Here is a 20,510-nt window from a genome sequence, read left to right as displayed (position 1 = left end):
TTCAGAGCTCGGAGTCGGCCTTGAGCTGCCCGACCTCTTTGAGCAGCTTCTCCTGCTCCGCGGGGGAGAGAGCATCGAACTGGCGTTGCAGATCTTCGTCGGTTTCGGCGTCGTAGGCGGCGCGGTAGCGGCGGCGCTGCTGCATGTAGGTCATGTTTCCCGTGACCACCCGGAACAGGTAGCTGCCGGTCCAGCCCAGCACCAGCACGATCAGCAGCGCCTCGGCGGCGATGCCGGCGGAGAAGCCCTCAAAGCCCGCCGCCTGGAACCCCAGGTAGCCGAGGCCGCCGAGGCCGAACACTCCGAGCCCGAGCAGGATCGCCATGCCGCGGGTCATGGCTCAGACCTCGCCCTGGCCGGAGAGTCGCAGGTTGAGGAAGGGGGCGAACAGAATCAGACCCGGGAAGAACAGGAACACAAGCCCGTAGACGGCGGTGCGTTCGATCTTGCCCATGGCGGTCCAGCGGCGGTTCATCCACCAGTAGAGGGCCAGGGGCACCACCACTAGGTAGGCGGCGCCGATGGCGCCATAGGCCCCGAGCACCAGAAGGGTCTCAGTGGACATCGAGCTGAGGACACCAGGCAAGGCCACGGAACCAGGATGCTGTGTGAGGGAAATCTAGGATGCGCAGGCCGGGGGCATGGCGAAATTGGTAGACGCAGCGGACTTAAAATCCGCAGACGGCAACGTTGTGGGGGTTCAAGTCCCCCTGCCCCCATCGCCCAGGACGCCCTAGTTGCAGCCCTGCACTGAAATCCGGTAGCTGAAGCCCAGGGCTCCGGGGTCACTGCTGGCGCCCACCTTGAAGTTCATCTGGCTGGCCTGCTTGCCGGGGATGGCGGGGAACGGGCCGAACATCCGCCCGGTGCCGATCGGCGGGTTCATGGTCTCGTTGATCACTTTTAAGTTGGAGCCATCGCTGAACTTCATGAACCCCTCCACCGGGTACTTGGCACCGGCGTCGGAGGAATTGGCGGTGAAGAAGAACTTGAAGCTGGTGTAGGGCTGGTTGACCACGAAGTCGGTGTTCCAGTTGGTCTTGCCGATCGCCTTACCGCGCCCCACCGACTTGGAAATGATCGGGCTCGTCCCGTTGCCACCGATCGGCGCCAGGAAGGTGCACACCGGCGCGGCCTGGGCGGCGGCACCCAAGCCGGCCAGGGCAACCACAGCCGGGAGACTCGCCTGGGCCAGGCGCTGGAGCGAACGGGCGCAGCGGATCGTCAGGCGCTGGGTCATGGGGCCGATGGGTGGGGCCCGTTGAAGTTACGGCAGGCCGCCGGCTGGTCAGCCGTGAACCGCCGCTGAGCTGGCCGGTTCATTCATCGCTGGGAATCAGCACCGTGGTGTGCAGGCTGTCGAGACCCAGATCGCCGGTGATGATCCACACCTGAATCTCGCCGCCCACGTCGTACACACTGCGCAGGCCCCCCTGCTGGTGGTAGGCGGCCAGGGTGTTGGCCCGGGCGTCCCGGCCATCGACGAGCCCCCAGTCGCCGCGCCGGTGGCGCATCAACAGCCGATCGAGGGTTTCCTGGCCGATCCACTCCATCACCTCCGGCCTGACGTGGATCGCTCCGATGGCGAGGCGGGCGGCCATGGACTGCTCGGCGATGGGTGGGCTCAGAGCGCCTCGATCAAACGGTAGCGGGCACTCCAGGTGGCAGCGTTCAGCCGCTCGATCGCCTCGTGGTGGCTGCGGGCCAGCCGGGCCAGGCCCTGGTCCACCGCCGCGAAGGCCACGGCCTCGGCCACCGCCCGCGACACCGCCTGAACGGCCGTCAGGGGCGGCATCAACGGAGCCTGCGGATCGTGGGTGGCGGGGATCGCCAGGGCCAGGGCCTCCAGGGCCGCATCGATCATCTCCTCGCTCACCTCCCGCGCCCCCACGGCCACGGAGGCCAGTCCCAGACCCGGGAACAGAAAACAGTTGTTGCACTGCCCGATCACCCGCAGGCCCGCCGCCACGCTCACCGGCTCGAAGGGGCTGCCGGTGGCCACCAGGGCCCGTCCGCCCGTCCAGGCCAGCAGGTCGGCGGGCTGGGCCTCCGCCAGGGCGGTGGGGTTCGAGAGCGGCAGGATGATCGGCCGCTCCACCCCGGCGGCCATCGTCTCGACCGCGGCGCGGTTGAAGGCCCCGGCCACCGTCGAGGTGCCGATCAGCACGCTGGGCCGCACCTGCTCCAGCACCGTCTGCAGGTTGATGGCGCCATGGGCGTCCCGGGGGAAGGACGTCAGCTCCTCCAGCGGCCTGGCGAAGGCCCGGAGGCTGGGGGGGAGATCGTAGTGGTCGCTGCGCAGCAGCCCCTGGCGATCGATCAGCCAGATCCGCCGCCGTGCCTCCTTGGGCCCCATGCCGCCGCGCTCGAGCAGCCGCGCCAGCCGCTCGGCGATGCCGAAGCCGGCGGTGCCGGCGCCGAAGATCACGATGCGCTGCTCCGCCAGGGTCTGGCCCAGACCCCGGGCGGCGGCGAGCACGGCGGCGCTGGCCACGCCGCTGGTGCCCTGGATGTCGTCATTAAAGCTGGCGAGCCGGTGCCGGTAGGACTCCAGGTTGCGGCGGGCATTGGCGGTGCCGAAGTCTTCCCAGTGCAGGAAGGCGTGGGGTGCCAGCTGCTCCACGGCGGCCACGAAGGTGGCGATGAAGTCTTCGTAGGCCGCTCCACGCAGGCGCGGCTGGCGCCAGCCGGGGTAGAGGGGATCGGCGAGCAGGTCGGCGCGGTCGGTGCCCACATCGAGCACCACCGGCAGCGCGCGTTCGGGATCGAGCCCGGCGCAGAGGGTGTAGACCGCGAGCTTGCCCTGGCAGATGTGGATGCCGCCGATGCCCTGGTCGCCGATGCCGAGGATGCCTTCGGAGTCGGTGACCAGCAGCAGCTCCGCTGGGTGGAGCCCGGTCTGGACCATGCCCTGGGCCAGCAGTTCAGCCAGGCGCTCCTGATCGGGTGCCGCCAGGTAGATCCCCTGTGAAGGGGTGCGGTAGGTGGCGCTGAAGCGTTGGATCGCCGCACCCACCGTCGGTGTGTAGACGATCGGCAGCACCGCCTCGATGTGCTCTTCGAGGAAGCGGTGGAAAAGGGTGAGGTTGTTCTGGCGCAGGGCCGACGCGAAGGTGAAGCGCTGCAGCGGATCGGCCAGCTCCTGGAACTGGGCCCAGACCCGCTGCACCTGCTGCTCCAGGCTTTCCACCTGGTAGGGCAGCAGGGCTTCGAGGCCCAGGGCCAGGCGCTCGCCGCGGCTGAAGGCGGTGCCCTTGTTGAGGCCTGGATGGGAAAGGAGTTCAGCGCCCCGCAGGCGCGTACCGATGGACCTGGGGAGCTGGGCCGTGGTGCTCAGAAAACTCAGGCCCCAGGATGGCGCAGGGTGCGCCAGTCACCACAAGCGGTGCTCACTTCCACGCCGATGCCGATCGACTCGAGGCTGCCCAACCCCTGCTCACTCCACCACTGCACCGCGTCGCCCCAGGCCGCGTCGGGGGAGTCATAGAGGTCGTCGAGGACGGGGTGGGGGCATCCGTGCTGATCCACCAGGCGGTAGGCCCGGGTGCGGCTGGGGGCTAGAGGAGAGACAACCATCGTCTTGCTGCGCATCGACACAGCAACAGCATGGAGCCTGTGACAGCTGCTGACTGTCACCGTTGTCACTTGTTGGTGTTCAGCCTCCAGGGCATGGTGTCTCCGGCGTGGAACGGCACCAGGGCCAGAGGCTCCCGGTCGGCCGGCAGCGCACTCCCGTTCTCGAACTCCTGCAGCATCGGCACCACCTGCGCTTGCCGTTGCAGTTCGATCGTTCCATCGTTCAGCGGCAGGCCGTAGAAGCGCGGTCCGAATTCCGAGGCGAAGGCTTCAAGGCGACCCAGGGCTCCCTCCTGCTCGAACACCTGGGCGTAGCTCTCGATCGCGACCGGCGCGTTGTAGATCCCGGCGCAGCCGCAGGCCGATTCCTTGGCGCCCCGGGGGTGGGGGGCTGAATCGGTGCCCAGGAAGAACTTGGGGTTGCCGGAGGTGGCGGCCTGGCGCAGGGCCAGCCGGTGCAGTTCCCGCTTGGCCACCGGCAGGCAGTAGAAATCCGGGCGCAGCCCGCGGTGGAACATCGCGTTGCGGTTGATCTGCAGGTGATGGGGGGTGATCGTGGCGGCCAACTGCGGGCCGGCGGCGGCCACAAAATCCACCGCCTCGGTGGTGGTGATGTGCTCCAGCACCACCTTCAGGGCGGGGAATCGGCCCAGCAGCGGCTCCAGATGCCGTTCGATGAACACCCGCTCGCGATCGAAGATGTCCACCTCCGAATCGGTGACCTCCCCGTGGATCAACAGGGGCATGCCGATCGCCTGCAAGCGCTCCAGCACCGGAGTGATGCGGGCCAGCTCGCTCACCCCTGCGGCGGAGTTGGTGGTGGCGTGGGCGGGGTAGAGCTTGCAGGCCGTGAACACCCCGGCGCGGAACCCCCGCTCCAGTTCGTCTGGTTCGCTCGCGTCGGTGAGGTAGGCGGTCATCAGCGGCGTGAACGCGGCCGCCTTGGGAAGCGCCGCCAGGATCTGGTCCCGGTAGGCCGTCGCCGCCGCCACGGTGGTGATCGGTGGGCTGAGGTTGGGCATCACGATCGCCCGGGCGAAAACCCGGGCCGTTGCCCCCACGACCGCCTGCAGCAGAGCCCCCTCGCGCAGGTGCACATGCCAGTCGTCGGGGCGCCTCAGGCGCAGCGTGCCTGGGTCCGTGGCCTGGAGCGGGAGTCCGCTCATTTCGGGCCCCGGGAGCCCGGCGGGCCGCCCGTCACCAGGTAACCGCTCACGGCCAGCAGCAGCACGCTGGCGCAGAAGAAGACCAGCGAGGTGCCATCGGTGATCGGGAAGCTCAGCATCGCCTTGAAGGCGGCCACGATCAGGGCCACCACAATCACCTTGACCAGTTTCTCCTTCAGCCCGTCGAGGCTGCGGATGTCCAGCAATCCGCTGCTGTTCTGGTCGTGGCCCTTGGCCGCCTCGATGTCGGAGATCAGCAGTTCATAGACCCCGTAGCCAAAAATCAGCAGGGCGATGCCGATCAGGTAGAGATCCACCCCCGACACCAGTTCCGCCAGCAGCTTGGCCTCGCCCTTGGGCTCGAACTGGCCGCCGAAAATCTTGAACAGCGCCTTGAAGATCTCCCGCGTACCCAGCACAAAGGAGGCGGCGGTGCTCACCAGGCTCATCACCACCGGCACGATCGCCATCAGGCGGACGCGCCAGAGCCAGCGCTCGAAGCGCTGCTCGAAACGCTTGCGGGGAGTGTTCCGGGAAGGCGCCATCGGGGGACCTTAGGCAGGGGCTGCCTTGATCCGGCGACTCCCAAGGCCTGGCCGAGTCCTGGCCCGTTCGCTCGCCCCTGGCCTCAGGCTTCCCTCAGCTCCTGCCCCGGCACCCGCAGCAGTTGGCGGTGGGGGAGGTTGCCGAACTGCTCGCGGGCGATCGCCAGCAGTTCCCCCTCACCGAGGTCGGCGTCGTTGAGGGTCACCACCCCGACGATCCGCTCCAGCAGATCGCGGCGGTGGGTCTTGAGATGGCGCAGCATCACCTGGCGCAGGTCGCTCTCACCGGTGCCATGGCCCAGCAGCAGCACGGCATCGGCAGCGGCGATCGCCGCGGTGATCCGGCTGAGGTAGTCGTGGTCGAGGGGAGCCCGCTGGCCGGCGACGTCACGGTCGTGGCGATGGGTGAGGCTCTGGCCTGAGCCCCAGATCCCTTCGGGGCGAAGCACGGCATGCTCCACCGCTTCGCCCTCCAGCTGGAAGGCGTCGGTGTGCTGATGGCTCAGGTGCAGCACCAGGCGGTGGCCCTGGTCGCCCCGGGGAGTATCGGCTTCGGTTTCGGGATGCTCTGGACTGACGCCCGCCTCCTCAAGGAAATGGCGCAGCCGCAGCACCGCCTCCGGATCGAGGGTTGTGCGGTGGTGCCCACCGCAGTGCAGCCAGGTTTCAGGCCCCGCCTCCAGCCGGATCTGCAGCCGCCCGCCGTGCTGATCCACCTCGGCGCCCAGGGCATGGCAGAGCGCCTCGGCTTCGCTGAGCCTGATCCCGTGGCTGACGGGGTGGGCGAACAGGGCACGCAGGGTCTGGAGTTGGTGGGCTTTCATGGCGGCACGCCTGTCTCTTTCTGCAATGTATGGCGGTTGATCCCGCTCGGAAGGCAAAGCCCACGCAGTGTTGCTCGCTGGGCCGCCGCCGTCGCAGCGCAGCGGCCCGATCATCAGAATCGAGCGACGACAGGCTTCGGCATGCACCCCTTCCATTGGTTCGCCCAGACCACGATGCTCGGCCTGGGGGTGGCCTTTTCGCCGATCACCATCGCCCTGGTGGCGCTGCTGCTGCTGGGCCAGCAGCCCCTGCTGCGCAGCGGCAGCTTCCTGACCGGCTGGGCCCTGGCCAACGGCGGCGCCCTGTGGGCCTTCGTGGTCTTCGGCCAGCGCTTCACCCACCTGCTGCACCAGGGCGGCCGCGGCCAGGTGCTGGTGGATCTGATCGGCGCCGGGGCCCTGCTGGGGCTGGGCCTGTTCCAGCTCACCCCGGCGGTGAGCATCGGTGAGGAAGGCTGGGCGATGCAGTTGATGCAACGCCTCCCCGATCTGGATCTGGCGCCGCTGCTGGGCCTGGGCATGGGCTGCGCCCTGATCAGCCCGGAGAACTTCGTGTTCTATGTGAAGGAGGCGGGCCTGGTGCTCACCAACCGTCCCGGCCTGATCACCGACCTGGAGATCGGTTCGGTGTTTGTGCTGATGGCCAGCTCGCTGCTGCTGCTGCCGCCCCTGATCTGGATTCTCAGCGGTGGCCGGCTGGAAGCGCCGCTCTCCCGTATCAAGGACTGGCTGGTGCACCGGGCCGAACCGCTGGTGGGCGTGCTGGCGCTGCTGCTGGCGGCCTACCTCGGTTGGCAGGGGGTTGAAGGGTTGCTTCAGATGGGGACTGCTTTGGCCTGAGGGTCGCCCTGGCCTGAGGCCGGCCCTGTCGGCATGGTTACTGGAGCGGTCCGCTGCCGCTGGCACACTGCTGGCACGTTTCCCTGGCCCTGATGGCTCCTCTGCATCGCCGCTTCCTCGCCGCCCCCCTGCTGCTGGCCCTGGTGCTGGGCGGCTGCGCCAATGACAGCGGCGGCAATGGGGTTCAGAGCGAGAAGCTCAGCACCATCCGCAGCCGCGGCAAGCTCCTCTGCGGCGTGGATGGCAAGCTTCCTGGCTTCAGCTTTGTGGAATCCGATGGCCGCTACAGCGGCCTTGATGTGGACATCTGCAAGGCGGTGTCGGCCGCGGTGGTCAATGATCCCGACAAGATCGAATACCGCGACCTCAACTCCAGCGAGCGCTTCGCCGCCCTGGCCAGTGGTGAAATCGATCTGCTCTCGCGCAACACCACCGAGACCCTCAGCCGCGACGCCGCCGGCGGCAATGGCCTGAGCTTCGCGCCCACCACCTTCTACGACGGTCAGGGGGTGATGGTGCCCGTGGCCAGCGGTGTCAAGACCCTCAAGGATCTGGCCGGCAAGCCGATCTGCGTGGAAAGCGGCACCACCACCGAGCTCAACCTCGCCGACCGCATGCGCGAGCTCAAGGTGGCCTACAACCCGCTGAAGTTCCAGACCGGCGACCAGACCTACACCGCCTACCTCGGCGGACGCTGTCTGGCGGTCACCAGTGACCGCTCCCAGCTGGCGGCCAAGCGCACCGGCTTCCCCGATCCCAAGGCCCACGAGCTGCTCACGGAGGTGCTCAGCAAGGAGCCCCTCACCCCGGCCACGGTGAACGCCGATCCGGCCTGGGCCGATGCGGTGCGCTGGACCATCTACGGCCTGATGCAGGCCGAAGAGCTGGGCATCACCCAGGCCAACGTGGCCGCCAAGGTGGCCGAGGCCAAGGCCAATCCCAACCTGGCCGACCTGCGCCGCTTCCTGGGGGTGGAGGGAGACTTCGGCAAGCAGCTGGGCCTGCCGCCCGATTTCGTGGTCAAGGCGGTGAGCGCCGTGGGCAACTACGGCGAGATCTTCGAGCGCAACGTGGGGCAGAACTCCAAGCTCAAGCTGGAGCGCGGTCTGAACCGCCAGTGGAAAGAAGGCGGCCTGATCTACTCGCCTCCCTTCCGTTGAGCCAGACCCCTCTTCCCGCGGCGGCGCCCAGGCCCCCCTGGTGGCGGGACCGGCGCGTGATTCCCTGGCTGGTGCAGGCCCTGGTGGGTCTGCTGATCCTGGTGGTGATCGCCTTTCTGCTCGGCAACCTGGTGCGCAATCTCAGCGCCGCTGGCCTGCTTTTGAGCTGGCGCTGGCTGGGGCAGCCGGCCGGCTTTGATCTCTCCGAGTCGGTGCTGCCCTTCAACGCCGAGTTGCCCTACTGGCGCGCGCTGCTGGCCGGCCTGGCGAACACCCTGCGGGCGGTGCTCCTGGGCCTGGTGGGCTCCACCCTGCTGGGCACCCTGCTGGGCATGGCCTCCTTCAGCAGCAATGGTCTGCTGTGGCGCCTGGCGGCCGTGTACGTGGAGGTGATCCGCAACATCCCGTTGCTGCTGCAACTGGTGTTCTGGTATTTCGTCGTGTTTCTCTCCTTGCCCAACGGCACCGGCGCCCTGCAGCTGCCGGGCCTGGTGTTGGCCAAATCGGGGCTCTACGGCGCTGGATTCGAAGCCGGCTGGCTCTGGCAGGGTCCGGAGCTGATCAATGGGGTCTGGCACGCCCCCCTGCGGCTTTCGGTGGAGTTCACGGCGCTGCTCACCGGACTGATCGCCTATACCGGCGCCTTCATCGCCGAGGTGGTGCGCGGCGGCATCGCCGCGGTGCCCAAGGGGCAGTGGGAGGCCGCCGCCTCCCTGGGGCTGCACTGGGCCACCACCCTGCGCCGGGTGGTGCTGCCCCAGGCCCTGCGGGTGATCATCCCGGGCCTCAACAGCCAATACATCTCCCTGGCCAAGAATTCCTCCCTGGCGGTGGCCGTGGGCTACGCCGACCTCTATTCGGTGGCTGAAACCACCCTCAACCAGACCGGTCGCGCGGTGGAGGTGATCCTGCTGCTGCTGGGCTCCTACCTGGTGCTCGATCTGCTGATCTCGGCGCTGATGAACGGGCTCAACGGCCTGGTACAGATCCGCGAACGCTGATGACCCGCTCCCTTCCCCAACGCCTGCGCCGGGAACTGATGGCCACCCCCCTCGATGGGGCGGTGAGTGCGGTGCTGATCGTGGCGATCGTGGCCGCGGCCTTGGCCTTCGGGCGCTGGGCCTTCGGTCGGGCCCAATGGCTGGTGATCCAGGCCAACAGCACCCTGCTGGCGGTGGGCCGCTACCCGATCGAGCAGCAGTGGCGCCTGTGGCTGCTGGTGGGCCTGCTGGCGGCCGCCACCGGCCTGGGCTGGGGGCTGCTGCGGGGCCGCCGCTGGCCCTTCAACGACAGGCTGGCCGCCGGTCTGCTCGTGGCCCTCGGCCTCTGGGCCCCCGCCGCCCTGGCGCTCAGCCTGCCCCTGCAACTGCGCTGGTGGGCGATCACCGCCCTGCTGCTGGCCCTGCGCTGGGCCTTCGGCCGTTGGGGGACCGCCTGGCTGCAGCGCTTGCCCGCAGCCCAGCGGCGTCTGCTGCCCCTGGGCTGGCCCCTGCTTTATGTGGTGGGCCTCTGGCTGATTGCCGGCGGCCTGGGGCTGGGCAGCGTGGCCCCCTCCGAGTGGGGCGGTCTGCTGTTGACGCTCCTTTTGGCCAGCCTGGCGATGCTGCTGAGCTTCCCGCTGGGGGTGCTGCTCGCGTTGGGGCGGCGCAGCGAACTGCCGCTGCTGCGCTGGGGTTCGGTGCTCTACATCGAGTTCATCCGCGGCGCGCCGCTGATCACCCTGTTGTTCCTGGGCCAGAACATCCTCGGTTTTCTCCTGCCGGGGGGCCTCGCCCCCGATCGGGTCTGGCGGGCCGCGGCGGTGCTCACGTTGTTCTGTGCCGCCTACCTGGCCGAAGCGGTGCGCTCCGGTCTGGCGGCGGTGCCCCGGGGCCAGGTGGAGGCGGCCCGATCCCTGGGGCTTTCCGTGCTCCAGACCCTCAGCGCCGTGGTGCTGCCCCAGGCCCTGCGCACCGCCCTGCCCACCATGGTGGGGCAGTTCATCTCCCTGCTGCAGGACACCACCCTGCTCTCACTGATCGGCCTGCTTGATCTGCTCGGCATGGCGCGCTCGGTGATGGCCAACCCGGCCTACCTGGGCAAGAACGCCGAGGTCTACCTCACCTTGGCGGTGTTGTTCTGGTGCTGCTGCGCTGCCCTGGGCCTGGGCAGCCGTGCCCTGGAACGCCGCCTCGACACCACCCGCCCTGCCTGAACCATGAGCCAGCCCTCCGCCGAATGCATGATCGAGGCCCGTGGGGTCCAGAAGTGGTACCCGAACGGGTTCCATGCCCTGCGCGGCGTGGATCTCACGGTGCACCGGGGCGAGGTGGTCGTGGTGATGGGCCCCTCGGGTTCGGGCAAGAGCACCTTCATCCGCACCTTCAACGCCCTGGAGGATTTCCAGCAGGGCAGCATCACCGTCGATGGCCGGGCGCTCTCCAACGACCTGCGCGACATCGACGCCATCCGCCGTGAGGTGGGGATGGTGTTCCAGCAGTTCAACCTCTTCCCGCACCTGAGCGTGCTTGAGAACCTCACCCTGGCGCCGATCCAGGTGCGCAAGCGCCCGAAGGCGGAAGTGGAGGCGCAGGCCTACGCCCTGCTGGAGCGGGTCGGCATCCGCGAGCAGGCCGATAAGTACCCCGGTCAGCTCTCCGGTGGCCAGCAGCAGCGGGTGGCGATCGCCCGTTCCCTGTGCATGGAGCCGCGCATCCTGCTGTTCGATGAACCCACCAGCTCGCTCGATCCGGAGATGGTGCGCGAGGTGCTGGAGGTGATGCGCAACCTGGCCGCCGACGGCATGACCATGGTGGTGGTCACCCATGAGGTGGGCTTTGCCCGTGAGGTGGCCCACCGGGTGGTGTTGATGGCCGAAGGCCAGGTGGTGGAGGAGGCCGATCCAGCCACCTTCTTCACCAACCCCAGCCACGAGCGCAGCCGCCAGTTCCTGGCCCAGATCCTCTAGCCCAGCGATTCCAGCAGCAGTCTCAGCAGGCCGACCAGGGCGGCCACCCCGATCACCTTCAGCACCGACCAGCGCCAGGCCAGCAACGCCCAACCGGCCGCCAGCATCAGCGCCAGGGCCGGTGCATCAAAGGCCCCGCCTGCGCCCTCGGGCCAGAGCACGTGGCCGGCGAAAAACACCGCCAGGTTGACGATCACCCCCACCACGGCGGCGGTGATCGCCGTGAGCACACCACCGAGGCGCAGGTCCTCGCGGCTGGCCTCCACCAGCGGCCCGCCCGCGAGGATGAACACGAACGAGGGCAGGAAGGTGAACCAGGTGACGGTGAGCGCCGCCGCGACTGCCGAGCTCCACACCTGGGTTTCACCGAACAGCGGGGTGTTCCAGCCGCCCATGAAGCCCACGAAGCTGACCACCATGATCAGCGGCCCGGGGGTGGTCTCCCCCAGGGCCAGGCCGTCGATCATCTGGCTGGCGGAGAGCCAGTGGAACTGGTTGACCGCCGCCTCGCTCACGTAGGGGAGCACCGCATAGGCGCCGCCGAAGCTGACCAGGGCCACCTGGGTGAAGAAGCGCGCCATGGTCACCAGGCCTCCATTCCAGCCCTGGATCGCCGTGAGCCAGGCCAGGGGCAGACCCAGGGCCAGAGCCGCCGCCAGCAGGGTGAGCGCCAACCGCCGCTGGCTGAAACGGGCGTGCTCCGGTGTGGGCGAGTCATCGCCATGGAGAATCTCCAGGTTCGATTCCTGGACCGCCCCGCCGCTGGCGGCGCCATGGCGCCCCCCACCCCGGAACAGCTCGGGGCGGAGCCGGCCACCGATCCAGCCGATCAGGGCGGCGCCGGCGATCAGGGCCGGAAACGGCAGCTTCAGCAGCGTGAGGGCGATGAAGGCCGCCACGGCGATCGCCCCGAGCACGGCGTTGTGGAGGGTGCGCTGGCCCACCCGCCAGGCCGCCTGCAGCACGATCGCCGTGACCGTGGGCTTGAGCGCCCAGAACACCGCCGCCAGCGCCGGCAGCTGACCCCAGACCACGTAGACCGTGGAGAGGGCGATCAGCAGCAGCAGCGAGGGCAGGATGAACAGGCTGCCCGCCACCAGGCCTCCGGCCACCCCGTGGTTGAGCCAGCCGATGTAGGTGGCCAGCTGCTGGGCCTCCGGCCCGGGGAGCACCATCGCGTAGTTGAGCGCATGCAGAAAGCGGCGCTCCGAGAGCCAGCGCCGGCGGTCCACCAGTTCGCTGTGCATCAGCGCCACCTGGCCGGCGGGACCGCCGAAGCTGATCAGACCCAGCTGCAGCCAGAAACGCGAGGCCTCGCCAAAGGAAACGCTGCGACTCAAGGGAGGGATGCTTTGGGCTCAGCTAACCGCAGCGCCCGTGGCCGCCCGTGTGGCCCTGGCTACGTCTGTGATGGCTGGGCCGGTTCTTCCCCCCTGGGGGCGTGGCAGGATCAATTCAGCCCTGGACGTTCCGATGCGGGGTTCGCTTCGATCGCCATGGTTCCCCCCGAGCCCCCCATCCCGATGCGGATCGTCAAGGCCGATCGTTCCCGCGTCGGGGTCGATGGCGGCCAGGCCGCCTGGGATCTGAGCGACATCGTCGAGGCTCTGGCCCATCCCACCAACAACTCCGGTCTCGACTGGGCCCGTCACCAGCCCTTCCCTCTGCCCTCACCGGAGCTGCTCCAACGGGTGTTCACGGGGTTGCGCTCGGTGCTCTTCCCCCACCATTTCGGTGCTTCTGACCGCTCCGGGGCGGACCTGAGCAGCTTCATCGGCCACACCCTCGATCACACCCTGCAGCAGCTGGCCGAGCAGGTGAAGCGGGAGTTGTGGCTCAGCGGCAGCGCGCTTCACCTTGATCTGGGCGCCCTGCAGCGCCAGGCGAACGAGTTGACGGGGCGCTTCGCCGCCCAGTTGCCCGTGATCCGGCGCCTGCTGGAGGGGGATCTCCTGGCGGCTCACCTGGGGGATCCCGCCGCCAAGAACCTCGACGAGGTGCTGTTCTGCTATCCGGGTATCCGGGCGATCACCACCCATCGCATCGCCCATGAGCTCTACCGGCTCGGCCTGCCCCTGATCGCGCGGATCATCTCGGAGCTGGGCCACTCCGAAACCGGCGTCGACATCCATCCCGGGGCCTCGATCGGCGGTGAGTTCTTCATCGACCACGGCACCGGCGTGGTGATCGGCGAGACCTGCATCATCGGCGAGCGCGTGAGGCTCTACCAGGCGGTCACCCTGGGGGCGCGCAGCTTCCCCCGCGACGAAAGCGGCGCCCTGATCAAGGGTCAGCCCCGCCATCCGATCGTCGAAGACGACGTGGTGATCTACGCCGGTGCCACGGTGCTCGGGCGCATCACCATTGGCGCCGGCTCCACCATCGGCGGCAACGTCTGGGTCACCAAGAGCGTGCCCCCGGGCAGCTTCGTGAGCCAGGCCAAGGCCAGCCAGGACACCTTCGATGGCGGGGCGGGGATCTAACGGCCCCGGTGCTGGCGGATCACCTCGCCGGCGTTCAGCAGCAGCGCCTCACCGGGCTCCAGGGCGCGCCAGTGCTCGTTGGTGGTGAGCGGCGCGGTGCTCACGATCGTGACCACGTCGTCGGGGGTGGTCAGCTGGGAAAAATCCAGCGTGAGGTCGTCATCGGCCAGGGTGGCGGTGGTGAAGGGGGCCCGGCGGGTGAGCGTGTGCAGCTTGGTGCTGGCGTAGGCGAACAGCCAGGCGCCGTTGCTGATCAGGCAGTTGAAGATGCCCATGGCCGCCAACTCATCGGAGCAACGCACCAGCTGCTCGAACAGGCCCTGTTCATTGTTGGGGCTGAGGCCGGCGGCGCTGAGGGTTTCGAGAATCCAGCAGAAGGCCGCCTCACTGTCGGTGCTGCCCAGGGGGAGGTAGGTGCTGCCGGGGGGAAGCGATTCATGGATGTCGCCGTTGTGGGCGAACACCCAATCCTGGCCGCCCCAGCGGCGGTGGAAGGGGTGGCAGTTCTCCAGGGCGACCTCGCCCTTGGTGGCCTTGCGGATGTGGGCGATCGAGCAATGGGCCTTGAGGTTGAGGTCCGCCACCTGGGCGGCGAGGGGACAGAAGGCCGCCGCTTCCTTTTCCCGGTAGATGCTCACCCCGCCTCCACTGGGATCGAAGCTGGCCAGACCCCAGCCATCGCCGTGGTCGCCCGTGGCACCACCGCGCCGGGCCAGACCCCGGAAGGAGAAGGTCATGTCGGTGGGGGTGTTGGCGCTCAGGGCCAGCAGTTCACACATGGGTGAGGGTCTGACGCCGACTCGATCAAGCGGGAGCAGGCCTTCATTCTGCGTGACCCTCCACCCGTGCGGCCTTCAACCCGTGCGGCAGGGCCCGGAGTGGCTGGCGGCGAGCTGATCAGCGGCTCCTGGCGAAGATCGAATCCCAGAGGCCTCGTTTGCCGAAGATCTTGGCGTTGATCGCCCTCCAGCCACCGAACTCGCTTGCGGTGTAGGTCGGCACCGACTGGAACCTGCCCTTGGCGGCCGCTTTGCCTTGCGCCGTCACCGGGCGGAAGCCGTTTTCGGAGAAGACTTTCTGGGCCGCCGGGGTGTAGAGGAACCTGGTGAAGGCCTCAGCGACCTTGCGCGTGCCCTTCTTGTCGACGTTCTTGTCGACCACGGCGATCGGACCCTCGATCAGGATGTTGGGGCTGGGGATCTTGTAGGGAACGGTCCATTCGCCGGTCTTTTTGGCGAGGATCGCCTCGTTTTCGTAGTTCAGCAGCACATCGCCCTGCTTGCGCTTCACGAAGATGTCGGTGGCTTCCCGGGCATCCTTGGGCAGCACCTCCACGTTCTTGTAGACCGTGGTCACGAAGTTGCGGGCCTGGGTTTCGGATCCGCCGGTCTGGGTGATTGAGCCCCAGAGACCCAGGAAGTTCCAGCGGGCGCCGCCGGAGGTTTTGGGATTGGCGGTCACCACGTCGACGTTCTTGTTGTCGAGGTCTTTCCAGGAGGTGATCTTCTTGGGGTTGCCCGCACGGGTGAAGAAGACCACCAGCGAGTTGGTGATGATCGAGTTATTGGGGTTCTCCTTCTCCCAGCCTGGCTTGATCAGGCCGGCTTCCTCAATCTTGAGGATGTCGCCAGCCAGGGCCAGCCCCACCACATCGGCCTCCAGGCCATCGATCACGGCCCGGGTCTGGGAGCCGGAGCTGCCATAGCTGGTTTTGACGCTCACGATCTGACCGGTTTGTTTCCTGTAGTCGGCCTGGAACAGGGGAATGATCCTGTCGTAGGCCGACTTGGTGACGGCGTAGCTGACCAGCAGGAGTTCTTTCTTTTGCTGAGCCTGGGCGGGCGCGCCGAATAGGGAGAAGGAGGAGCTGGCGGCCAGGGGCAGGCCGGCGATCACGGCCACGCCCAGGCCAAGGGCAGCGCGCCGCCCGAGGACGGAAAACGATTGAACCACGGTAGTCCGATTGGGTACAAAGACAATCTAGGGCCTGGGTGGACCCGCCCTGTGGTCCGGGCACCATCGTTCGGAGCCTGGATGGCATCGATCCCGGGCTGCGGTTGCTGGCATGATCCGGCTGGTGCGTAGCTCTTTGAGGTCGCCTTGGCGTTCAGTGCGAAGACCGAGTACGGGCTGGTGGCACTGATCGAGCTGGCCAGCATCCACGCCAGCGGCGGGGTGCTGCAGGTGGCCGAGATCGCCGCCCGCCAGAACATCCCGGACCGCTACCTGGAGCAGATGCTCACCAGCCTGCGCCGGGGCGGCATCCTGCGCAGCATCCGTGGCCCCAAGGGGGGCTACCAACTCATGCGTCCGCCGGCTGAGGTTCGGGTGTCGGAGGTTGTTCATTGCCTGGAGGGAGAGAACCCTCCCCGCGAGGCCACCGGCCGCCAGACCCCCGAGTTCGAGGTGCTGGACAGCCTGGCGGCCCGGCTGGAGCAGGCGCGCCTGGCCCTGTTGGAGGGCGCCAACCTGCAGCAACTTCTGGACCAGCGTGACGGGCTGCTGCAGGCCCAGGCGATGTATTTCATCTGAAGTGCCCCGCTCAGATCGAGTAATCAGGCTCGAAGGTCCGGGCCTGACGGCTGCGGATGTGCAGGGTGTCGCCCACGGTCAGGGCCCTGGGATCCAGCTGATCGCGCGGGATCTGGGCCAGGACCGTCTGGCCATCGACCAGCACGAGCTCCGCCTGCAGATCCCGGCCCATGTGGCTGAGCCGCCGCAGCCGCGCCGGGATCGCGCCGGCGACCGCCTGGGTGAACACCTCCACGTCGTGGGGCCGGACGAACAGGGGGGAACCCGGCGGCGCATCGGTGGAAGGCGGCACCCCCTGATCGGAGAGCAGGCCCCTGGGCAGGATGTTCACCTCCCCCACGAAGCTCATCACGAAGGGGGTCTCGGGGTGGTCGTAGATCTCGGCTGGGGTGCCGATCTGCTCGATCCGGCCCTGGTTCATCACCACGATGCGATCGGCCACCTCCATCGCTTCCTCCTGGTCGTGGGTGACGATCACCGTGGTCACGTGCATCTCGTCGTGGAGGCTGCGCAGCCAGGCGCGCAGCTCCTTGCGCACCTTGTAATCGAGGGCGCTGAACGGTTCATCGAGCAGCAGCACCCTCGGCTGCACGGCCAGGGCCCGGGCCAGGGCGACGCGCTGCCGCTGGCCGCCGGAGAGCTGGGAGGGGTAGCGGCCGCCGTAGCCCTGGAGCTGCACCAGCTCCAGCAGTTCATCCACCCGGCGGCGGATCGCTTCGCGCTTCCAGCCCCGCAGCTCCAGACCGAAGGCCACGTTCTGGCGCACGCTGCGGTGCTTGAACAGGGCGAAGTGCTGAAAGACGAAGCCGATGTTGCGGTCCTGAACCGAGCGTTCGGTGGCTTCTTCGCCGGTGATCCAGATGCGCCCGACGTCGGGGGTTTCCAGGCCCGCGATCAGCCGCAGCAGGGTGCTCTTGCCCGAGCCTGAAGGACCCAGCAACGCCACGAGCGAGCCGGTCTCCACATCGAGGCTCACATCGTGAACGGCCATGAAATCGCCGAAGCACTTGGTGACGTCGGCGACGCGGATGCCCATGGGTCAGAGGCCAAGCAACTGGTTTCGCCCATGCCGATGGCAGGGGACGCGGGATTTTAGCCTGTTCCCCACCGGTGAACCGTTGAATCCTGGCCTGGGCGATGGTACGGTCCGGCCCATCACCCGTCAGGCCAGAAGGGATGGCACTCGCCTCGATCAAGCGCCGGTTGCTGCCGGCCATCAAGCTGCCCAGCTGGCCCTGGCGGATCACCTGGCTGTATCTGGGGCTGGTGCTGTTTCTGCCGATCGGCGGACTGCTGCTCAAGGCCTCCGGGATCGGCCCCGCCGACTTCTGGGAGGCGGCCACCGCGCCTGAGGCCGTGGCCACCTACAAGATCAGCTTCGGTCTGGCCCTGGCCTGCAGCCTGATCAATGGGGTGTTCGGCCTGGTCATCGCCTGGGCCCTGGTGCGCACCAGTTTTCCCGGCAAACGGCTGCTGGATGCCCTGATCGATCTGCCCTTCGCACTGCCCACGGCCGTGGCCGGCCTGGCGCTGACGGCGGTCTACAGCACCAACGGTTGGCTGGGGGCACCCCTGATGCAGCTGTTCGGCCTCAAGGTGTCGTTCACCTGGGTGGGTGTCGGGGTGGCGATGCTGTTCATCTCGCTGCCCTTCGTGGTGCGCACGGTTGAGCCGGTGCTGCGGGCGCTGGAGAAGGAGCAGGAGGAGGCCGCCTGGAGCCTGGGGGCCTCCCCGCTCCAGACGATCGTTCGAGTCGTGTTGCCCCAGCTGTTCCCGGCCATCCTTGCCGGCGTGGCCCAGGGCTACAGCCGGGCGGTGGGGGAATACGGCTCGGTGGTGATGATTTCCAGCAACGTGCCCTTCAAGGACCTGATCACGCCCACCTTGATCGTGCAGAAACTGGAGGAATACGACATTGCTTCGGCCACCGTGATCGGCACGGTGATGCTGATGTTCTCACTTCTGAGCTTGCTGGTGATCAACTTCATCCAGATCTGGGGGCAGCGCTATTCCGGTGAGCTGAACTCGGCCGGCTGAGCCTCCGTCCCCTTGCCTCCAACCGTCATGATTGTTTCCACGGATCTCCGCCTCCAGCCCCAGAGCGTCCCCGCTCCCGCCCCCAGGCGCCCCGGGGCCAAGGGCCCCCCATGGGCGGGCCTGTTGATCCCGCTGATCGCCTGCCTCTATGTGGGGGTGGTGATTTTGATGCCGGCGTTGAACGTGGTGGTGGGAGCCCTCTCCAAGGGGGTGGGCGCCTTCCTGGCCAACCTGAGTGATCCCGACCTGCTCAGTGCCCTGCGGCTCACCGTGATCGTGGCGGCGATCGCCGTGCCCGCCAACGCCCTTTTCGGGCTGGCGGCCGCCACCGCGATCGCCCGCCGGAATTTTCGCGGCAAGGCGCTGCTGCTCACGATCATCGATCTGCCGTTTTCGATCTCACCGGTGGTGGTGGGCCTGATGCTGGTGCTGCTCTACAGCCCCACCCATGGCCTGTTCGGGGGGCTGGTGGAATCGAGTGGCTTCAAGATCCTGTTCTCCTGGCCCGGCATCGTCATGGCGACGATCATCGTCAGTTTTCCGTTCATGGCCCGGGAGGTGATCCCCACCCTCGAGGAGGAGGGCTGGGATCAGGAGGAAGCCGCCCGCACCCTCGGCGCCACGGATTGGCAGGTGTTCTGGAAGGTCACCCTGCCTTCGGTGCGCTGGGCGGCCCTCTATGGGTTGATCCTCACCACGGCCCGCTGCCTCGGGGAGTTCGGCGCCGTCGCGGTGGTGAGCGGCAACATCGCCGGCAAGACCCAGACGTTGCCGTTGTTCGTGGAGGACGCCTACAAGCAATATCACACCGAACTGGCCTACGGTGCGGCCCTGATCCTCGGTGGTGTGGCGATCGTGTCGCTGCTGCTCAAGCTGCTCCTGGAGCACCTGCTGGAGCAGGACAAGAAGGCGGTGCGCGCTGAGTGATGCGACGTTTGTTCCTGGTCGTCAACCCCGGCGGGCAGCGCTCGGAATCCCTCTCAGGGGGTTCAGGGCTCTGGGCCCCCTGGCCCCGCTGCTGCCCCTGGCTGGTGATCGTGGCCGGCGTGGTCCTGGGCCCCGCCGTGGGCTTCTCCCCCTGGCTGTTTCTGGTGATCGGCCTGGGGTGCCTGCTCAGCGGCTTCCTGGGCCGCGCCTGACGGGCCGCGCCTGGGGCGTGCAGCGGGGCGGCTCAGGCCGCCGCTTCGATGATCGCGATCGTGGTGGCTTCCACCTGCCGCGCCACCTCGGCCAGCTCGGGATCACTGGAGAGGGCGCTGAGCATCACGGCGGGGCGGACCATGGCGATCCGGGTCCGGCCGTCCTGGCGGCTCACGCTGATCCGGCAGGGGAGAGCCGTGGCCAGATTGATGTCGGCCCGCAGCACCTTGGCGGCCTGCTGGGGGTTGCAGACCTCGAACACCCGGCACTGCTCCGGGAAGTCGAGACCCTTGGAGCGCAGCGTTTCCCCCAGGTCGTGCACCGCGAGCAGCCCGAAGCCGTGGGCGGGGATGGCCGCCTCCAGGGCCGCGCAGGCCGCCTCGAAGGATTTGTCTGTGTCGCTCTGGAAAAAGGGATTCATGGGGGGAGATCAACGCAGAGGGTGTGGAACGCGGAAGGAGGCTGTGGCGGTCGGCATGGGCCGCAGGCTGGCGACCCTGTGTTGCCGTTGCCAGGCTTCGCCGCCGGTGAGCAGGGCCGAGCCCAGCAGCAGGGCGGCAAAGCCGCGCCGCAGCTGACGGTCGGGGAGGTGCGGTGCCAGCCGTTGGCCGATCACCGCCCCGGCGAAGCCGCCCAGCAGCAGGGGCTGCAGCAGGGGCAGGCTGGCGGCGGGCCAGTGCCCCAGGGCGGCCATGGCCACCACGCTGTTGAGGGCGATCAGCAGCAGGCTGGTGCCGCTGGCGATCTGCATCGGCAGGCCGGCCAGCAGCACCAGGGCGGGCACGATCGCAAAACCACCGCCCACCCCGGCGATGCCCGTGAGCAGACCGATCAACACGCCCTGGCTGGCCAGAACCAGCGCAGAACCCGCCGGGCTCGGCTCCGCCGCCCCAGCGGCGGCCCGGCGCCGGGTGAGCAACCAGGCGGCCAGCAGCGCCGCGGCGGCGAACACCCCCAGCTGCACCGGCTCACTCACCAGGCCGGCCTTGACGAAGCTGCCGCCGATCCAGCTGCCCGCCAGGGCCGGCAGGCCGAGGATCAGGGCCGGTTTCGGGGCCACCTGGCGGCGGCGCAGATAGGGCCCCACATTGCCCAGGGCCATCAACGTGACCACCAGCAAGGACAGGGGCACCGCCTCCCGAGTCGGCAGGGCCGCACCACTGATCAGCAGCGGCATCAGCAGGATCGAGCCGCCGGCGCCGAGCACGGCGAGCAGGAAACCGATCAGGGCCCCGCCGGCGGCCAGGAGCAGCAGCACCG

At 68.3% G+C, this 20,510-nt stretch carries 25 protein-coding genes and 1 tRNA gene; 11 read left to right on the top strand and 15 right to left on the bottom strand.

The window, feature by feature from the left end:
- Position 1 precedes the first annotated feature (1 nt).
- Positions 2–337: a DUF3007 family protein gene (locus tag KBZ13_RS04300; RefSeq protein WP_255006733.1), complete on the bottom strand. Its 336-nt coding sequence runs from the start codon at positions 335–337 to the stop codon at positions 2–4.
- Positions 338–340: 3 nt separating this feature from the next.
- Positions 341–565 (bottom strand): NAD(P)H-quinone oxidoreductase subunit L, encoded by a 225-nt coding sequence (locus tag KBZ13_RS04295; RefSeq protein WP_255006732.1) that lies wholly within the window; start codon positions 563–565, stop codon positions 341–343.
- Positions 566–635: 70 nt separating this feature from the next.
- On the opposite strand from KBZ13_RS04295, the gene KBZ13_RS04290 reads away from it, so the two are divergent.
- Positions 636–719 (top strand) — tRNA-Leu (locus KBZ13_RS04290).
- A gap of 14 nt (positions 720–733) precedes the next feature.
- Here KBZ13_RS04290 and KBZ13_RS04285 read toward each other — a convergent pair.
- The 7 genes from KBZ13_RS04285 to KBZ13_RS04255 all read right to left on the bottom strand — a co-directional run bounded on the left by KBZ13_RS04285 (position 734) and on the right by KBZ13_RS04255 (position 6,111).
- Complete coding sequence (locus KBZ13_RS04285; RefSeq protein WP_255006730.1) at positions 734–1,240, bottom strand: hypothetical protein; 507 nt, start codon at positions 1,238–1,240, stop codon at positions 734–736.
- A 79-nt stretch (positions 1,241–1,319) separates the two neighbouring features.
- A complete protein-coding gene (locus KBZ13_RS04280; protein ID WP_255006729.1) occupies positions 1,320–1,601 on the bottom strand; it encodes a hypothetical protein in 282 nt (93 codons plus the stop codon).
- Between the two features lie 23 nt (positions 1,602–1,624).
- Complete coding sequence (gene maeA, locus KBZ13_RS04275; protein WP_255007130.1) at positions 1,625–3,307, bottom strand: oxaloacetate-decarboxylating malate dehydrogenase; 1,683 nt, start codon at positions 3,305–3,307, stop codon at positions 1,625–1,627.
- 35 nt (positions 3,308–3,342) lie between these two features.
- Positions 3,343–3,576, bottom strand: a complete 234-nt coding sequence (locus KBZ13_RS04270; protein WP_255006728.1) for a hypothetical protein — start codon at positions 3,574–3,576, stop codon at positions 3,343–3,345.
- Positions 3,577–3,641: 65 nt separating this feature from the next.
- Positions 3,642–4,742 (bottom strand): dihydroorotase, encoded by a 1,101-nt coding sequence (gene pyrC / locus KBZ13_RS04265; protein WP_255006726.1) that lies wholly within the window; start codon positions 4,740–4,742, stop codon positions 3,642–3,644.
- Complete coding sequence (locus KBZ13_RS04260) at positions 4,739–5,287, bottom strand: YqhA family protein (RefSeq protein WP_255006725.1); 549 nt, start codon at positions 5,285–5,287, stop codon at positions 4,739–4,741. The genes pyrC and KBZ13_RS04260 overlap by 4 nt, the downstream gene beginning before the upstream one ends.
- A gap of 83 nt (positions 5,288–5,370) precedes the next feature.
- The gene (locus tag KBZ13_RS04255; RefSeq protein WP_255006724.1) at positions 5,371–6,111 is read right to left on the bottom strand and encodes a hypothetical protein; all 741 of its coding nucleotides are present in this window, start codon (positions 6,109–6,111) and stop codon (positions 5,371–5,373) included.
- Positions 6,112–6,252: 141 nt separating this feature from the next.
- On the opposite strand from KBZ13_RS04255, the gene KBZ13_RS04250 reads away from it, so the two are divergent.
- The 5 genes from KBZ13_RS04250 to KBZ13_RS04230 all read left to right on the top strand — a co-directional run bounded on the left by KBZ13_RS04250 (position 6,253) and on the right by KBZ13_RS04230 (position 11,058).
- Positions 6,253–6,951 carry a GAP family protein gene (locus KBZ13_RS04250; protein WP_255006722.1) on the top strand — a complete coding sequence of 233 codons (699 nt, stop codon included), beginning with the start codon at positions 6,253–6,255 and terminating at the stop codon, positions 6,949–6,951.
- 92 nt (positions 6,952–7,043) lie between these two features.
- Positions 7,044–8,111 carry an amino acid ABC transporter substrate-binding protein gene (locus KBZ13_RS04245; RefSeq protein WP_255006720.1) on the top strand — a complete coding sequence of 356 codons (1,068 nt, stop codon included), beginning with the start codon at positions 7,044–7,046 and terminating at the stop codon, positions 8,109–8,111.
- On the top strand, positions 8,108–9,112 hold the full coding sequence (locus tag KBZ13_RS04240; RefSeq protein ID WP_255006718.1) for an ABC transporter permease subunit: 1,005 nt from the start codon (positions 8,108–8,110) through the stop codon (positions 9,110–9,112). The genes KBZ13_RS04245 and KBZ13_RS04240 overlap by 4 nt, the downstream gene beginning before the upstream one ends.
- Entirely contained in the window at positions 9,112–10,305 is a 1,194-nt protein-coding gene (locus KBZ13_RS04235; protein WP_255006705.1) for an amino acid ABC transporter permease, read from the top strand. Before KBZ13_RS04240 ends, KBZ13_RS04235 begins: the two co-directional genes overlap by 1 nt.
- Before the next feature lie 3 nt (positions 10,306–10,308).
- Complete coding sequence (locus KBZ13_RS04230; protein ID WP_315859598.1) at positions 10,309–11,058, top strand: amino acid ABC transporter ATP-binding protein; 750 nt, start codon at positions 10,309–10,311, stop codon at positions 11,056–11,058.
- On the opposite strand, the gene chrA is transcribed toward KBZ13_RS04230, so the two are convergent.
- Positions 11,055–12,398, bottom strand: a complete 1,344-nt coding sequence (chrA, locus tag KBZ13_RS04225) for a chromate efflux transporter (protein ID WP_255006703.1) — start codon at positions 12,396–12,398, stop codon at positions 11,055–11,057. The genes KBZ13_RS04230 and chrA overlap by 4 nt on opposite strands.
- Positions 12,399–12,554: 156 nt before the next feature.
- Here chrA and epsC point away from each other — a divergent pair, with 156 nt between their 5' ends.
- Positions 12,555–13,541 carry a serine O-acetyltransferase EpsC gene (gene epsC, locus KBZ13_RS04220; RefSeq protein ID WP_255006702.1) on the top strand — a complete coding sequence of 329 codons (987 nt, stop codon included), beginning with the start codon at positions 12,555–12,557 and terminating at the stop codon, positions 13,539–13,541.
- On the opposite strand, the gene KBZ13_RS04215 is transcribed toward epsC, so the two are convergent.
- Together KBZ13_RS04215 and KBZ13_RS04210 are read right to left on the bottom strand one after the other, a co-directional pair.
- The gene (locus KBZ13_RS04215; RefSeq protein WP_255006700.1) at positions 13,538–14,320 is read right to left on the bottom strand and encodes a class II glutamine amidotransferase; all 783 of its coding nucleotides are present in this window, start codon (positions 14,318–14,320) and stop codon (positions 13,538–13,540) included. The genes epsC and KBZ13_RS04215 overlap by 4 nt on opposite strands.
- 118 nt (positions 14,321–14,438) lie before the next feature.
- The gene (locus KBZ13_RS04210; RefSeq protein WP_255006698.1) at positions 14,439–15,494 is read right to left on the bottom strand and encodes a sulfate ABC transporter substrate-binding protein; all 1,056 of its coding nucleotides are present in this window, start codon (positions 15,492–15,494) and stop codon (positions 14,439–14,441) included.
- A gap of 147 nt (positions 15,495–15,641) precedes the next feature.
- Here KBZ13_RS04210 and KBZ13_RS04205 point away from each other — a divergent pair, with 147 nt between their 5' ends.
- Positions 15,642–16,073, top strand: a complete 432-nt coding sequence (locus tag KBZ13_RS04205) for an Rrf2 family transcriptional regulator (protein ID WP_255006696.1) — start codon at positions 15,642–15,644, stop codon at positions 16,071–16,073.
- A 10-nt stretch (positions 16,074–16,083) separates the two neighbouring features.
- Here the strand turns inward: KBZ13_RS04205 and KBZ13_RS04200 are convergent, their stop codons facing one another.
- The gene (locus tag KBZ13_RS04200) at positions 16,084–17,109 is read right to left on the bottom strand and encodes a sulfate/molybdate ABC transporter ATP-binding protein (protein WP_255006694.1); all 1,026 of its coding nucleotides are present in this window, start codon (positions 17,107–17,109) and stop codon (positions 16,084–16,086) included.
- 140 nt (positions 17,110–17,249) lie between these two features.
- On the opposite strand from KBZ13_RS04200, the gene cysT reads away from it, so the two are divergent.
- The 3 genes from cysT to KBZ13_RS04185 are packed head-to-tail and all read left to right on the top strand — an operon-like array spanning position 17,250 to position 19,249.
- Positions 17,250–18,110, top strand: coding sequence for a sulfate ABC transporter permease subunit CysT (gene cysT / locus KBZ13_RS04195; protein ID WP_255006692.1), 861 nt, complete (start codon positions 17,250–17,252; stop codon positions 18,108–18,110).
- Positions 18,111–18,137: 27 nt separating this feature from the next.
- Positions 18,138–19,037, top strand: a complete 900-nt coding sequence (cysW, locus tag KBZ13_RS04190) for a sulfate ABC transporter permease subunit CysW (protein ID WP_255006690.1) — start codon at positions 18,138–18,140, stop codon at positions 19,035–19,037.
- Complete coding sequence (locus KBZ13_RS04185) at positions 19,037–19,249, top strand: hypothetical protein (RefSeq protein ID WP_255006688.1); 213 nt, start codon at positions 19,037–19,039, stop codon at positions 19,247–19,249. The genes cysW and KBZ13_RS04185 overlap by 1 nt, the downstream gene beginning before the upstream one ends.
- 32 nt (positions 19,250–19,281) lie before the next feature.
- Here the strand turns inward: KBZ13_RS04185 and KBZ13_RS04180 are convergent, their stop codons facing one another.
- Positions 19,282–19,671, bottom strand: coding sequence for a DUF302 domain-containing protein (locus KBZ13_RS04180; protein WP_255006686.1), 390 nt, complete (start codon positions 19,669–19,671; stop codon positions 19,282–19,284).
- A gap of 9 nt (positions 19,672–19,680) precedes the next feature.
- Complete coding sequence (locus tag KBZ13_RS04175) at positions 19,681–20,508, bottom strand: sulfite exporter TauE/SafE family protein (protein ID WP_255006685.1); 828 nt, start codon at positions 20,506–20,508, stop codon at positions 19,681–19,683.
- Between the last annotated feature and the right edge of the window lie 2 nt (positions 20,509–20,510).

The organism is Cyanobium sp. ATX 6F1, from assembly GCF_024346315.1.
Taxonomy (GTDB): domain Bacteria; phylum Cyanobacteriota; class Cyanobacteriia; order PCC-6307; family Cyanobiaceae; genus ATX-6F1.
Note: the sequence above shows the minus strand (reverse complement) of the source record. Positions and strands in the feature narration are given on the sequence as shown.